This is a genomic window from Bacteroides sp. 3_1_23, from assembly GCF_000162555.1.
Lineage (GTDB): Bacteria > Bacteroidota > Bacteroidia > Bacteroidales > Bacteroidaceae > Bacteroides > Bacteroides ovatus.
In genome coordinates, this window is sequence record NZ_GG774952.1 from 478,900 (window position 1) to 492,911 (window position 14,012).

The window sequence follows — 14,012 nt, forward strand, 5'->3', positions numbered from 1 at the left end:
GTCAATATGCTTAGGTCTATTTATTTACTGTCTTTTCTCCTCCTGCAATCCTTATTTGCTTTTGCCGGGAATGTAAAGGAGAATGTTCCGTCCTCTTTTGATTTGTATGTATGCATCGGACAATCCAACATGGCGGGGCGTGCAACATTAACTCCGGAAGTCATGGATACCCTCCAAAATGTGTATCTATTGAATGATAAGGGGAATTTTGAACCGGCAGTAAATCCTCTCAATCGTTATTCTACAGTTCGGAAAGATTTGTCAATGCAGCGTTTGGGACCGGCTTACGGCTTTGCTAAAGAGATGGCCCGACAAACGAAACGTCCTGTCGGACTGGTAGTAAATGCGCGTGGAGGCTCATCCATCAACTCCTGGCTAAAAGGGAGTAAAGACGGATATTATGAAGAAGCTCTTTCCCGGGTTCGGATTGCAATGAAGCAGGGAGGTGTTTTGAAAGCAATCCTTTGGCATCAGGGAGAAGCCGATTGTTCGAATCCGGAAGCGTATAAACAGAAACCGATTTCTTTGGTGAAAGACTTGCGGGAAGATCTGGACATGCCGGATCTACCGGTTGTTGTAGGACAGATTTCACAATGGAACTGGACGAAAAGAGAAGCAGGTACAGTCCCCTTTAATCAGATGATTAAAAAAGTTTCTTCATTTATTCCCTATTCCGATTGGGTATCATCGAAAGGATTGGGATGGTATAAAGATGAGAAAGACCCTCATTTTAATACGGAAGCACAACTGTTATTAGGAAAACGTTATGCGAAAAAGATACTGAAGTTTTATAAACATCAATAGGATACCCTTTTTCGAAGGAACATAAAAGCCGGCTGATTCCTCATGAATCAGCCGGCTTTTGTATGGTGAATAACTAAATACTGCCTTGTTGATAGAAAAGGAATCTATATAGTTAATTGTTTTATTATAAGTAAATTAACCTGTTGATAACTTTGTTGATATCCTTGTTGATAACTGAAATTAGGTTGTGAATAAAGTCAGTAAAGAAGAGTCGTCATAAAAAAGAAGAACCGCATTTCTGCGATTCTTCTTATCTTTAGTTGCGGAGATCCGACTCGAACGAATGACCTTTGGGTTATGAGCCCAACGAGCTACCAACTGCTCCACTCCGCGATGTTTAACGGGTGCAAAGGTACGGCTTTTTTTGAAACAAACAAATAATTTGCTGAATATTTTTCGAGTAAATCATCATTTTTTTCTTATTTGGTTGAGAATGAATGAAATAATGATGAAACTTTTTCTTAGCACCTATTAATATACAAATGTTAATATTCTCTCTATTTTCTTGTATGGTCTAAAGAAAAGAATTACTTTTGCTCAAAATATTCAGCAATGTGCAATTTGTAACCTATGACCGTATCCAAGACAAAAGCCAAATTAGTAGATGTAGCCCGTCAGCTTTTTGCGAAGATGGGAGTAGAAAACACAACTATGAATGATATCGCTCTTGCTTCTAAAAAAGGTAGACGAACGCTCTATACTTATTTTAAAAGTAAGGATGAAATTTATTTGGCTGTTGTGGAATCGGAATTGGATATTCTGTCGGATATGATGAAGCGGGTGGCCGAGAAAAATATCTCACCGGACGAGAAATTGTTGGAGATGATATATACCCGGTTGGACGCAGTAAAAGAGGTCGTCTATCGAAACGGAACACTGCGTGCTTATTTCTTCCGTGATATATGGCGGGTGGAAAAAGTTCGCAAGAAGTTTGATGCAAAGGAAGTCCAGCTCTTTAAAGCTGTTCTTCTAGAAGGACAGGCAAAAGGAGTTTTCCATATTGACGATGTGGAGATGACTGCCGACTTGATACATTATTGTGTGAAAGGAATTGAAGTTCCTTATATTCGAGGCCATATAGGTGCACATCTGGATGAAGATACAAGAAATAGATATGTGTCCAACATTGTGTTTGGCGCACTGCATAGAACAGAAATTTAATTAAATAACTTTTAGTATGGGATTATTAGACGGAAAAACAGCCATTGTAACCGGTGCTGCTCGCGGTATTGGTAAGGCTATCGCTCTTAAGTTTGCTGCCGAAGGTGCAAACATCGCATTTACTGACCTTGTCATTGACGAAAATGCAGAAAATACAGCAAAGGAACTTGAAGCAATGGGCGTGAAAGCCAAAGGTTACGCTTCTAACGCGGCTAACTTTGAAGATACTGCAAAGGTCGTTGAAGAAATCCACAAGGACTTCGGACGGATCGATATATTGGTAAACAATGCCGGTATCACTCGTGACGGTTTGATGATGCGCATGAGCGAACAGCAATGGGATATGGTAATCAACGTGAACCTGAAGTCTGCATTTAACTTCATCCACGCTTGTACACCTATCATGATGCGTCAAAAAGCTGGTAGCATTATCAATATGGCCTCTGTTGTAGGTGTTCACGGAAATGCAGGACAGGCTAACTATGCTGCTTCTAAGGCAGGTATGATTGCATTGGCTAAGTCTATCGCACAAGAGTTGGGCTCTCGCGGCATCCGTGCCAACGCTATCGCTCCGGGATTCATCCTGACAGACATGACAGCTGCTCTTTCTGACGAAGTAAGAGCTGAATGGGCAAAGAAAATACCTTTGCGTCGTGGTGGTACTCCTGAAGATGTGGCAAACATCGCTACCTTCCTGGCTTCTGATATGTCTTCTTATGTATCAGGTCAGGTGATTCAGGTAGATGGTGGTATGAATATGTAATCGAACAGAATGACTGTTGTATACGAAGACAACCATATCATTGTAGTCAACAAGACCGCTTCCGAGATTGTCCAGGCAGACAAGACGGGAGATACGCCGCTTTCGGAGACTGTGAAACAGTATCTGAAAGAGAAGTATCAGAAACCCGGAAATGTTTTCCTCGGTGTGACACACCGGCTGGACCGCCCCGTAAGCGGTCTTGTTATTTTTGCCAAAACGAGTAAGGCACTTACACGACTCAACGAAATGTTTCGCACCAGTGAGGTGAAAAAGACTTATTGGGCGGTTGTGAAAAATGCTCCGCAAGAACCGGAAGGTGAACTGGTACATTTTCTTGTACGTAATGAAAAGCAGAACAAAAGTTATGCATACGACAAAGAAGTGCCGAACAGCAAGAAAGCGATCTTGCATTACCGGTTGATCGGTCATTCGGAGAATTACTATTTGCTCGAAGTCGATTTAAAAACCGGACGTCATCATCAGATTCGTTGTCAGCTGGCAAAAATGGGATGCCCTATCAAGGGAGATTTGAAATATGGCTCTCCACGCTCCAATCCGGATGGGAGCATTTGTCTGCATGCCCGGAGAGTACGGTTCATACATCCTGTCTCAAAAGAACTGATAGAGCTTGAAGCTCCTCTTCCCGAAGGGAATTTATGGAAAGGATTCGCCATAGATTAACACGGATTTCCACAGATTCATTTATTATGTTATTTAGTAGACGGTACGCAGTTTTTCTGTGGAAAACCGTGTAAATCTGTGGTTGGAACTTGCCAAAAGAGTAAACCTGCCTGCCATTTTTCTTGTAAACTCTAGCGACAGTTAGTTAATTCCTAAATAGGTAGTATATTTGCATCATTCGCTAACTATAATTTTCAATCATACCAAAGAAAAATACGAATGAAGGCATTTAAACTACTTGCACTTACTTCTTGTGTCTTGCTTGCAGCGGGAAATGGAGTAGCGCAACAGAACTATTCAAAAAGTGAAGGATTATTGCAGTACGTCGATCCGTATATCGGATCCGGTTATCATGGACACGTCTTTGTTGGGACGAGTGTTCCGTATGGAATGGTACAGCTGGGTCCTACTAATATCCATAAAGGTTGGGACTGGTGCTCGGGTTATCATTATTCCGATAGTATTTTAATTGGCTTTTCACATACCCATTTGAGCGGTACGGGCTGTACTGACTTATGTGATATTCTCATCATGCCATTGAATGAGATCCGTACTCCCAGAGGCAATCAGGATGATATACGTGATGGGTATGCTTCCAGATATTCTCATGCGAATGAAATCGCCCGTCCCGAATATTACTCTTTGCTTCTCGACCGTTACAATATCAAAGCCGAGCTGACAGCTACAGATCGTGTAGGCTTCCATCGTTATACTTATCCTGAAGGAAAACCGGCTTCCATATTAATCGACTTACGTGAAGGAAACGGATCGAATGCTTACGACAGCTATATCCGTAAGGTAGATGATTATACAGTAGAGGGTTATCGTTATGTGAGAGGCTGGAGTCCTTCCCGCAAAGTTTATTTTGTGTTGAAAAGTGATAAGAAGATAGAGCAGTTTACTGCCTATGATGATAATACCCCGCAACCTTGGGACCAACTGAAAGTGGCATCGGTGAAGAGTGTCCTCACTTTTGGTAACGTGAAGGAAGTGAAGATAAAAGTCGCCCTTTCTTCTGTCAACTGTGACAACGCAGCGATGAACCTGCAATCCGAACTTACTCACTGGGATTTTGATAAGGTGGTGGATATGAGTGCCGACCGATGGAATAAGCAACTGGAGAAGATGACAGTAGAGACTGATGATGAGGCTTCCAAACGTGTATTCTATACCGCCCATTATCATACTATGATTGCCCCTACGCTTTTTTGCGATGTGAATGGAGAGTATAGAGGGATGAATGACATGATTTACACAGACCCGAAGAAAGCCAACTATACGACTCTTTCTTTATGGGATACCTACCGTGCATTAAATCCTTTGATGACTATTACTCAACCTGAAATGGTTGACCATGTAGTCAATTCGATGATTTCCATCTATCGTCAGCAGGACAAACTCCCTATCTGGCCTTTGATGAGTGGAGAGACCGATCAGATGCCGGGGTATAGCTCCGTGCCGGTGATTGCCGATGCATATCTGAAAGGATTTACCGGGTTCGATGCGGAAGAAGCATTGCAAGCAATGATAGCTACAGCTACTTATGAAAAGCAGAAAGGAGTACCTTATGTAGTCAAAAAAGGCTATATCCCTGCCGACAAAGTTCATGAAGCTACTTCCATAGCCATGGAGTATGCAGTGGACGACTGGGGAATTGCCGCTATGGCACGTAAGATGGGAAAGACAGAAGATGCTGAAACATTCTCAAAACGTGCTCATTATTACAAGAACTATTTTGATTCTTCTATCCATTTCATTCGTCCGAAACTGGAAGACGGCTCTTGGCGTACTCCTTACGATCCGGCACGTTCCATCCATACTGTTGGAGATTTCTGTGAAGGAAACGGATGGCAATATACTTTCTTTGCTCCACAAGACCCCTATGGGCTGATTGCCTTGTTTGGAGGTGACAAACCTTTTACAACGAGGCTTGATGGTTTCTTTACCAATACCGACAGTATGGGGGAAGGAGCATCGAGCGACATAACCGGATTGATCGGACAATATGCACATGGAAATGAACCGAGCCATCATGTTGCTTATCTTTATGCGTATGCCGGTGAACAATGGAAAACGGCGGAAAAGGTTCGTTTTATCATGAGCGATTTTTACACAGACCAGCCGGACGGTATCATCGGTAATGAGGATTGTGGCCAAATGTCTGCCTGGTATCTTCTTTCATCTATGGGACTCTATCAGGTGAACCCGTCGGATGGTGTATTTGTTTTCGGTAGCCCTTGTTTTAAGAAAGTAGAAGTGAAGGTACGTGGTGGTAACACTTTTACTGTAGAAGCACCCAATAACAGCAAAGAAAATATCTATATCCAGAAAGTGTATTTGAATGGCAAGCCTTATGATAAGAGTTATATCACTTATCAGGATATAATAAATGGCAGCACATTGAAGTTTGTAATGGGGAAAAAGCCTAATAAGAATTTTGGTAAGGCTCCGGCAAACAGACCGGTTGTTTTGAATAAGATAAATGGATAAAGATGGCTTACTTATAAAAGACAGCTAATTGTTGAAAGGAGGAAGAAGCCTCCGACAATGAAAGAATAAAGCTGGTTCTCAATATTCAATTCAGTTTTCAATAGGTATTATAAGGCTTTCCGATTGTAGCATTTAATTCTGCTTCGGAAAGCTTTATTTTATACTAGAAACGGCTGAAAAGCAAATCCTTAACAAGAACTTACTGTTTTCAGCCGTTTTGGGGAATATAGTTTTAAGAAATAAGTACATCTTTCCTTTAAAAAAGAATGTAATCAAGACTATTTTTATAACTATGGAAGCGGATCAGCTTTTGCCGGTCGTTTCGGATCATAAACGGCTACTCCTACTTTGGAGTCAGCACAACCATAATACAAATACCATTTGTTTTTGAAGTAGACCATTCCTTCTATAAATACGGTTCCATCCACATATTGCCCACTCTTTTCAAAGCTATCCATCGGACGGAAGAACGGTTCATCGAGACGGGTGATAAAGCGGGTAGGATCATTGGCGTCGAAGAGTGCTTGTCCGGCAGCATAGACATTGGCGGTATAGCGTTTGTCACCTCTTCCTGAATGGTTCTTACCATTATAAAGAAGGACAATTCCTTTCGGAGTGTAGATAGCCGGAGGCCCACATTCGGTGAGATGGCTGTCGAAGTAGCCGTCACGGGGAGAAAACAGCTTTTTTAGGGAACCGTCAATGTTGACAATCGGTGTCCAGTGGATTAAGTCATCGGAAGTAGCTGCGAATACATGCTCCTCTCCCCAGTACATAAAGTATTTCCCGTTGACTTTCTTGATAACCTGTTTCCCTTTAACAACTTCGGTCAGGATAGAGCCGGACTTACAACCCAGGTTGAAGAACTTTCCATCAAATGCTTTGGCAAAAGCAGGACCGTGTTTTGTCCAGTCTTTTAGGTTGCGGGAGGTCGCTACTGCCAGGCGAGGTACATGGCGATTCCATTGGGTGTACATCATTACATATAATCCGTCATCGGTTACGGCAATTCGTGGGTCTTCGCAGCCGCCGGGCCATTCCAACTCTTTTTGTGAATCATTATCCGGATAGAATACAGGAGTCTTTTCCCGTTGGAAATGTGTGCCGTCGGTAGAAGTGGCATAACCGAGGCGAGAAGTCCGGTGTCCGATACCGACACCTGATTTATCCTCTGCACGGTATAACACGACAATCTCACCATTGTAGAGTGTAGCAGCCGGATTGAATGTATCGTTCGATTCCCACGCAATAGAATCTTTGGTCAATGGACAGTAAAACTTAGTGTTTTCTATAGGAGATATTACCGGATTGACATTCTTTGGACGTTCGAAACCACCGAAAGCCCAATCGGGTAATTTGTTCTCTTTATGATTGGAAGACTGTCCGTAGGCAGTACAGGTCATCATGGTTGTAGTAAGTAGGAATAAAAAAGTTGATTTCATATTGTTCATATTATATGGGTCATTTATTTTTTAGGAGTCATATACTCCCTACATATAAATTGGAAAATAAATAAAATGCTGTCATCTGTCACCTGATTGGGCATAAATGATTGATTATAAATATACTGCAGTGTGACAGCATGATGTGACGGCAAGGTGACGACAACTTTGCTGTCACTTTGTTGAAAGCAAGGATTTTATTGTTTCTCTGCTATGTGGGTACTTATTTCTCTATCCGGAGCGGTATTCAAGGATTATCAGACTATTACGGAAGAGAGAGTTTCAGTACTTGAAACTAAAAGTTCTATTGCTTGAAACTTTTGTTTCGTCAGCGAGAAACTCTAGTTTCTCTTACTTGAAACTGTGGTTTCAAAGGCGTGAAACTAAAGTTCTTCAACCTTGAAACTACTTTGGAAGCGTAAGCTTCAAGGTTAGAAACAGTTATCTCATAAGCAGGAATACAATAAAAACATAATAGAAGACTATTGGATACTATTCAGCAAGTCTACCTTTCCTTCATTCACGAGTTTTAGGATTAGTTCTCCGAACAGCGTATTTTGCCATGCAAACCAGGAACGAGTAAAGTTTTTCGGGTCGTTCTTGTGGAAAGATTCATGCATGAACCCTGTTCCGGCATCCGTATCCATCAGCATTTTGATACAGGTCTTGATTTCTGCGTCGTTTTGACTGGTGAATGCTTTCATCATAATACTCATGGGCCAAATCATATCATATCCGATGTGCGGACCGCCAATTCCTTCACCGGCAGTACCTTTGAAGAAGTAAGGATTATCTTCGCTCCATACAAACTTACGGGTATTCTGATAAATAGGATCGTTCACTTTCACATCTCCAAGATAAGGCAGGGCAATGAGACTCGGCACATTGGCATCATCCATTAACAGTTGGTTGCCGAAACCATCCACTTCGAAAGCATAGATTTTGCCATATTTCGGATGATTGTAAACCGCATATTTTTTCAGGGCTGCTTCCACTTCGTTCGACAGTGTAGTACATTCTTTAGCTAAATCAGGTTTCTTGTTGACCGTATTCAGAATTTCGGCAGCTTTGCGCAATGAAGTTACAGCAAAGAAGTTGGACGGAACGAGGAACTGGAAAGTTGTAGCATCATCCGAAGGACGGAAAGCAGAAGCAATCAGTCCGACCGGCTTTACAGGATTACCCCAGCCGTCGTTGGTCATCGTATCGAGTGCACGTTCCGTTTTACGTTGGAAACGATAAGGACCTTTCGGATCTTCTTTTCGTTGCTGTTCCTTAAACGTTTTCAGAACCTTCGCGATGGCTGTAAGCCATTCGTCGGAGAATATACTGGCATCTCCCGTCGTCTTCCAGTAATGATAAGCAAGACGGATAGGATAGCAGAGCGAGTCGATTTCCCATTTGCGTTCGTGCAGTTCGGGCTTCATGTCCGTAAGGTCGCTCATCCATTCGCCGCCTTCGGAATTCATGTTGAAAGCATTGGCATACGGGTCGATATTGATACACTTGAACTGACGTTTGATAACGCCGGCGAGCATTTTTTTCAGTTCTGCGTCTTTGTTGGCGAGTTGCACGTAAGGCCATACTTGTGCACCCGAATCGCGCAACCACATGGCGTGGATGTCACCTGTATAAACAAACGTATCGTCTTTACCGTCAAAATGAACAGTAGTATCCAGTGTGTTCGGGAAACAGTTTTCGAACATCCATGCTAAGCGGGCATTCGTCAGCAGTTGCTTGATATGCGCAATCTGTTGTTCCACAGCTTGTGAGACAAACAGACGTTTCGATGTTTCCGGACGGTTCGTCTGATAGTTGTTGATTTTGGTATTATCTTGTTGGATGACAAAATCACTGTTCGTTATAGCCTGCATATTGCTAACGCCCAAGAGTGCTATGGACAAACAAAAGGCTTTAGTTATATTCATGGTAATAGTCTTTTTTTGTTGATTAGTATTGATTATGAAAGTGTTGCGGAGAAGAAGTGTTAAATCTCTGCAAAGAATTCAATAAGACAGGCATTGTCGAGCAGCCATTTATACTGCTCCTTGTTATGTCCCGACCAATCCCTGCCTAATAATCCGTTTTCATCCCGGTAGTTTTCCCAGGCGTGAAGCGCATTTTCCACCATCGCATTGACATACGCCGGATTCTTGTCAATCTTATACAGAGCTTTCAGTCCTCTGAATAAGATCACGTTAAACCAGGCCATGTCTTTATGCACTTTGACAGTCGGGTCTTTCTTGTCGGCTTTTGTGCGGAAAAAAGCATCAGTTCCTGCGGCTGTCTGCTGTGCATCGCTCAAATACTGTTCATCTCCTGTTTCTTCATAGAGCAATACGCCCGCCTGAATCATCTGTCCACTGTTGTAGGCGTACTTCTCTTTGGAAACTTTCCCTTTCAGGTTGATGTTATCCCAGTAAAGATGGTCGGTAGGGTCGCACAGATGCTTTTTCGTCCAGGCATACGTCTCTTTTGCTTTTTCGAGGTATTTGGCATCCTTCGTCAGCCGGTACAACTTGACACCGAGCACAGTAGACGGTGCATTGGAACAAGTATGCTTCGCTTCCTTCTGCTGTTCACACCAAAAGATGCCACCGCCTATCTCATCGCTCCATCCACTGTAGATATATTGATACAATGCAACGGCTTTTTCCAAAGATGCAGGCTTGTGAGTCAGTTGGTAATAATCGCAGTAATCCAGTGCAATCCAGATGTTATCGTCATAATAACGTCCGTGCTGCCCGTACTTGGTGGGGTATGACTGATAACAGGCCGGCAAGCGACTGTTATCCCAATACTGCTCCATTCCCGGTAGAATTCTTTTCTCGAGAATCTTTTTGTACTTCTTGTTTCCGGTCGCTTTGTATAAAGCCACACAACCCGACATCATCCCGGAATACGGCCATAGAAAAGAAGCCTTCAGCGTTCCGTTCTGCTGCGTTCCGTCCGCCAGATAAGTGATTTTTTGGTTGGGATTGACAGGATACGTTTCTGTTAGTAGTCCGTCATTCGTCTGATAGAGATTCAATACATTAGATAGAATCGAGTCGGCAATAGAAAGATAACGGGTATTTCCCGGTGTCTTTCCCACTGCGGAGGTAAGGCAAAATAACATACAGGCTACAAAACATATATTTCTCATAGGAATATCGGGTTGTGTGGTGAAACTTTCAGGTTATAACTAGATACAAAGATTATTTCTGCTGACGCTGGTCAAACTCCAGTTCCACCTTTACGGGGAAATGGTCTGAAGGAGTGCGCGCCTGATAAGTCTTGATGTCGATTTCTTCCGGGCAATCGTTCGCCTGCTTCTTTTCTCCCTTGCCTACGATGCTGCGGTAAGTATCTGTCAGCACACCATATTTTTTCACATGGAAAGACGGAGAAACGAATATATGGTCGATACGGCTTTCCGTAAAGCTGTTCGGGTCGAAGTCGTTGAACGTGCCGTTGATAGCATAGCGGAAGCCGGCCTTCTCGTAAGAGTCGCACAACACCCCTTTGCTCACAAAAGCATCATAGGACTGGTGGGTCTGGTCGACATTGAAGTCTCCCGTCAGGATGGCCGGAAGCTCTTTGCCTTTGCCAAGTTCTTTCATCTTGTCCTGTACGAGGAATGCACTTTCCACACGTGCCTTCTTGCCGATATGGTCCATGTGCAGGTTGAAGAAAAGGAATTCGAAGCCGGTATCTTTGCATTTGAAGTGTCCCCAACTGCAAATACGCGGCAACACGGCATCCCATCCTTTGCTCGGCACGTCGGGAGTTTCCGACAACCAAAAATCACCTTTCTCTATCACGTCAAACTTGTCTGTGCGATAGAAAATAGCAGAATGTTCACCTTTCTCTTTGCCGTCGTCGCGACCTACACCGATATAATCATAACCGGGTAATGCTTCTTTCATATCTTTCAGTTGATGAATAAAGCACTCCTGCGTGCCGAAAATATCGAAATCGTGGTATTGCACTATTTGGGCAATGACCGGGTAACGTTGTCCCCAACCGTTTCCGTTGATTGAATCGCCACCGTTGGCGTTTCTCAAATTGTAGGAGGCAACGGTGATAGAAGTAGGCTGATAGTTACTTTGACAACCGCAAAAGACGATCGCAACAAGGGCAATTAGTAAAAGGTTTTTCAGTTTCATGTTTTTATAGTTTGTTTGGTAGATAATTCATTGATCTCCAAAAGTACAATATTTTATTCAAACGAAAGAGAGTAAGGTACATCTTTTTCTGTGGTTCCCCGTTGTTTATTGGGTACGGGGCTCATTTGAAATTGAATATTAGCACCTTTAATCAGCTGGTCATGTGTAAGGAAATTACGGGTTTGTGATTTCCCGTTTACTTTCATTTCCTTGATGTAGCGGTTGTCAAGCTGGTTGTTATCTGCCTTGATTGTGATGGTCTTTCCGTTCTCCAAATGTAACTTCGCTGATTTGAAGAGCGGGGTTCCTATGATATATTCATCCGTTCCCGGGCAAACCGGATAGAAACCGAGTGCGGAGAATACATACCAGGCGGAAGTCTGTCCGTTGTCTTCGTCACCGCAATAACCGTCGGGACCGGCGGTATATAGTTTGTTCATAATCTCACGTATCCAGTATTGAGCTTTCCAGGGCTCGCTCGAATAGTTGTAGAGATATACCATGTGCTGAATAGGCTGGTTGCCATGCGCATATTGCCCCATGTTCATTACTTGCATTTCACGCATTTCGTGAATCATGCCGCGGCTTTCCATTCCCAGTTTACCCGGGATGACAAAGACGGAATCCATCATCGCGTTGAATTCTTTCTTGCCTCCCATCAGGTTGATAAGTCCTTGCGGGTCGTGGAATACGCAGAAGCTCCAGTGCCAGCTATTCCCTTCGCAAAATTCACCGCTCCAGTCCACTGCATCGAAATTCGGATTGAATACGCCTTTGTTGTCTTTGCCAACCATCAGTTTGCGTTCCGGATGATAGACATTTTTGTAGTTCAGCGCGTGTTTCTTATAAATGTCGATTTCGCTCTCCGGTTTACCGAGTTTCTTGCCTAATGTATAAATTGCCCAGTCGTTGTAAGCATACTCCAATGTACGTGCAACGTTTTGTCCTATGCCGATATTGTTGGCAACATATCCCAGTTGGTTGTAAGATTCGTAACCGAGACGACCTGAAGCAGTCCCGCGAAGATGTGCATTTGCTCCATGTTTCAATGCTTCCCAAAGAGTTTCGATATCATATCCTCGCAATCCTTTGATGTAAGCGTCGGCCACTACGGAAGCCGAGTTGTTGCCTACCATACAATCCCGATGTCCCGGGCTGGCCCATTCCGGCAGGAAACCGCTTTCCTTGTAAGTATTTACTAGTCCCTCCTGCATCTTTTGATTCATTGACGGATACATCAGGTTGAGGAAAGGGAACAGGCAGCGGAACGTGTCCCAGAATCCGGTGTCGGTAAACATATAACCGGGACGCACTTCGCCGTTGTAGGGGCTGTAATGCATGACTTCTCCCTTAGCATCTATCTCGTAGAAACTGCGTGGAAAAAGCATGGAACGGTATAGACAAGAATAGAAGGTACGTAAATTATCGATATTATCGTCTTCTATCTCTATTTTACTCATTTCACGGTTCCAAATCTCTCTTCCGTTCGCTACCAGTTGGTCGAAACTGTTTTTGCCAAGCTCTTTGAGATTCAACTCCGCCTGTTCGGGGCTGATAAAGGAGGAAGCAACACGTGCGTGTACGATTTCTCCCTTTTTCGTGGCGAATCCGATCACGGCCCCTGTGTGGTTTCCTTTTGCTTCTGTTTCATTCGGAAGAATGTTGTTTTCGAAAACTGTGGAAACGAATGTGAACGGTTTGTCGAATTGAATCACGAAATAGTTTTTGAAGTTTTCCGGCACACCGCCGCTATTCTTGGTTGAATAGCCGATAATCTTGTTTTCTTCCGGAATCACTTTCACATAAGAACCTTTGTCGAAAGCGTCTACAATCACGTAGGCATTCTTTGTCTCCGGATACGTGAAACGGAACATGACGGCGCGCTCCGTAGGAGCAAGCTCGGTTGTTACATCATGGTCGGCAAGGTATACCTTATAATAATAAGGTTTGGCAACTTCCGCTTTGTGAGAGAACCAACTGGCACGTCGGTCTTGATCGAATACCAGTCCGCCGGTGATAGGCATGATGGCAAACTGCCCGTAGTCGTTCATCCAGGGACTGGGCTGATGTGTTTGTTTGAATCCCCGGATTTTGTCGGCATCATACGTGTACGCCCAACCGTCTCCCATTTTACCGGTCTGCGGTGTCCAGAAATTCATTCCCCACGGCAATGCCGTAGCCGGATACGTGTTTCCGGTAGACAGTTCAAACTTGGACTGAGTGCCTACCAGTGTGCTGACATAGTCTACCGGATTCTTAACGGCAGAAGATTGCAGGCTGTACAACACGGCACCTCCAAGAAATAGCAAGTGTTTAAATGAAAAATGTGTTTTCATGAACAAATGAATTTATAGATTTGAAAATAATTTCTACGACGAAAATAGGGAGAAAAGGAATGTGCTTCTAGTAATAGAGGGGCTAAATCGTTTCTTGTCGCTGAAATTAACTACTCTGGCACGGAGCTTTACTTATATTCCGGCCAAAAAAAAGCTCGGAATGTTTTTTTGTTTACCTTTGTCATAT

10 protein-coding genes and 1 tRNA gene are annotated in these 14,012 nt (G+C 43.4%); 5 read left to right on the forward strand and 6 right to left on the reverse strand.

Translation table 11 applies throughout. The features are described from left to right. The first annotated feature begins 6 nt into the window (after positions 1–6). Positions 7–804: a sialate O-acetylesterase gene (locus HMPREF9010_RS09720; protein ID WP_008649679.1), complete on the forward strand. Its 798-nt coding sequence runs from the start codon at positions 7–9 to the stop codon at positions 802–804. Positions 805–1,064: 260 nt separating this feature from the next. Here the strand turns inward: HMPREF9010_RS09720 and HMPREF9010_RS09715 are convergent. After that, positions 1,065–1,137: transfer RNA gene (locus HMPREF9010_RS09715), tRNA-Met, on the reverse strand. Positions 1,138–1,374: 237 nt separating this feature from the next. Between HMPREF9010_RS09715 and HMPREF9010_RS09710 the strand changes: the two genes are divergently transcribed. From HMPREF9010_RS09710 to HMPREF9010_RS09695, 4 genes are all read left to right on the forward strand, one after another. Then, positions 1,375–1,965 carry a TetR/AcrR family transcriptional regulator gene (locus HMPREF9010_RS09710; protein ID WP_004299903.1) on the forward strand — a complete coding sequence of 197 codons (591 nt, stop codon included), beginning with the start codon at positions 1,375–1,377 and terminating at the stop codon, positions 1,963–1,965. Between the two features lie 16 nt (positions 1,966–1,981). Then, on the forward strand, positions 1,982–2,728 hold the full coding sequence (fabG, locus tag HMPREF9010_RS09705; protein ID WP_004299904.1) for a 3-oxoacyl-[acyl-carrier-protein] reductase: 747 nt from the start codon (positions 1,982–1,984) through the stop codon (positions 2,726–2,728). 9 nt (positions 2,729–2,737) lie between these two features. Beyond that, complete coding sequence (locus HMPREF9010_RS09700) at positions 2,738–3,409, forward strand: RluA family pseudouridine synthase (RefSeq protein ID WP_004299905.1); 672 nt, start codon at positions 2,738–2,740, stop codon at positions 3,407–3,409. Between the two features lie 219 nt (positions 3,410–3,628). Further along, the gene (locus tag HMPREF9010_RS09695; RefSeq protein ID WP_008649683.1) at positions 3,629–5,899 is read left to right on the forward strand and encodes a GH92 family glycosyl hydrolase; all 2,271 of its coding nucleotides are present in this window, start codon (positions 3,629–3,631) and stop codon (positions 5,897–5,899) included. A 290-nt stretch (positions 5,900–6,189) separates the two neighbouring features. Here HMPREF9010_RS09695 and HMPREF9010_RS09690 read toward each other — a convergent pair whose 3' ends face one another. The 5 genes from HMPREF9010_RS09690 to HMPREF9010_RS09670 all read right to left on the reverse strand — a co-directional run bounded on the left by HMPREF9010_RS09690 (position 6,190) and on the right by HMPREF9010_RS09670 (position 13,825). After that, positions 6,190–7,350 (reverse strand): glycoside hydrolase family 130 protein, encoded by a 1,161-nt coding sequence (locus tag HMPREF9010_RS09690; protein WP_004299907.1) that lies wholly within the window; start codon positions 7,348–7,350, stop codon positions 6,190–6,192. A 473-nt stretch (positions 7,351–7,823) separates the two neighbouring features. After that, complete coding sequence (locus HMPREF9010_RS09685) at positions 7,824–9,269, reverse strand: glycoside hydrolase family 125 protein (RefSeq protein ID WP_008649685.1); 1,446 nt, start codon at positions 9,267–9,269, stop codon at positions 7,824–7,826. A gap of 59 nt (positions 9,270–9,328) precedes the next feature. After that, positions 9,329–10,486, reverse strand: a complete 1,158-nt coding sequence (locus HMPREF9010_RS09680) for a glycoside hydrolase family 76 protein (RefSeq protein ID WP_008649686.1) — start codon at positions 10,484–10,486, stop codon at positions 9,329–9,331. 52 nt (positions 10,487–10,538) lie between these two features. After that, positions 10,539–11,489: an endonuclease/exonuclease/phosphatase family protein gene (locus HMPREF9010_RS09675; protein WP_008649689.1), complete on the reverse strand. Its 951-nt coding sequence runs from the start codon at positions 11,487–11,489 to the stop codon at positions 10,539–10,541. A 53-nt stretch (positions 11,490–11,542) separates the two neighbouring features. After that, positions 11,543–13,825 (reverse strand): GH92 family glycosyl hydrolase, encoded by a 2,283-nt coding sequence (locus HMPREF9010_RS09670; RefSeq protein ID WP_008649690.1) that lies wholly within the window; start codon positions 13,823–13,825, stop codon positions 11,543–11,545. Between the last annotated feature and the right edge of the window lie 187 nt (positions 13,826–14,012).

What these genes read in the sequence shown, in the direction of transcription:
- HMPREF9010_RS09720 (WP_008649679.1), top strand. Translation starts at nt 7, where the DNA reads ATGCTTAGGTCTATTTATTTACTGTCTTTTCTCCTCCTGCAATCCTTA.
- HMPREF9010_RS09710 (WP_004299903.1), top strand. Translation starts at nt 1,375, where the DNA reads ATGACCGTATCCAAGACAAAAGCCAAATTAGTAGATGTAGCCCGTCAG.
- fabG (WP_004299904.1), top strand. Translation starts at nt 1,982, where the DNA reads ATGGGATTATTAGACGGAAAAACAGCCATTGTAACCGGTGCTGCTCGC.
- HMPREF9010_RS09700 (WP_004299905.1), top strand. Translation starts at nt 2,738, where the DNA reads ATGACTGTTGTATACGAAGACAACCATATCATTGTAGTCAACAAGACC.
- HMPREF9010_RS09695 (WP_008649683.1), top strand. Translation starts at nt 3,629, where the DNA reads ATGAAGGCATTTAAACTACTTGCACTTACTTCTTGTGTCTTGCTTGCA.
- HMPREF9010_RS09690 (WP_004299907.1), bottom strand. Translation starts at nt 7,350, where the DNA reads ATGAACAATATGAAATCAACTTTTTTATTCCTACTTACTACAACCATG.
- HMPREF9010_RS09685 (WP_008649685.1), bottom strand. Translation starts at nt 9,269, where the DNA reads ATGAATATAACTAAAGCCTTTTGTTTGTCCATAGCACTCTTGGGCGTT.
- HMPREF9010_RS09680 (WP_008649686.1), bottom strand. Translation starts at nt 10,486, where the DNA reads ATGAGAAATATATGTTTTGTAGCCTGTATGTTATTTTGCCTTACCTCC.
- HMPREF9010_RS09675 (WP_008649689.1), bottom strand. Translation starts at nt 11,489, where the DNA reads ATGAAACTGAAAAACCTTTTACTAATTGCCCTTGTTGCGATCGTCTTT.
- HMPREF9010_RS09670 (WP_008649690.1), bottom strand. Translation starts at nt 13,825, where the DNA reads ATGAAAACACATTTTTCATTTAAACACTTGCTATTTCTTGGAGGTGCC.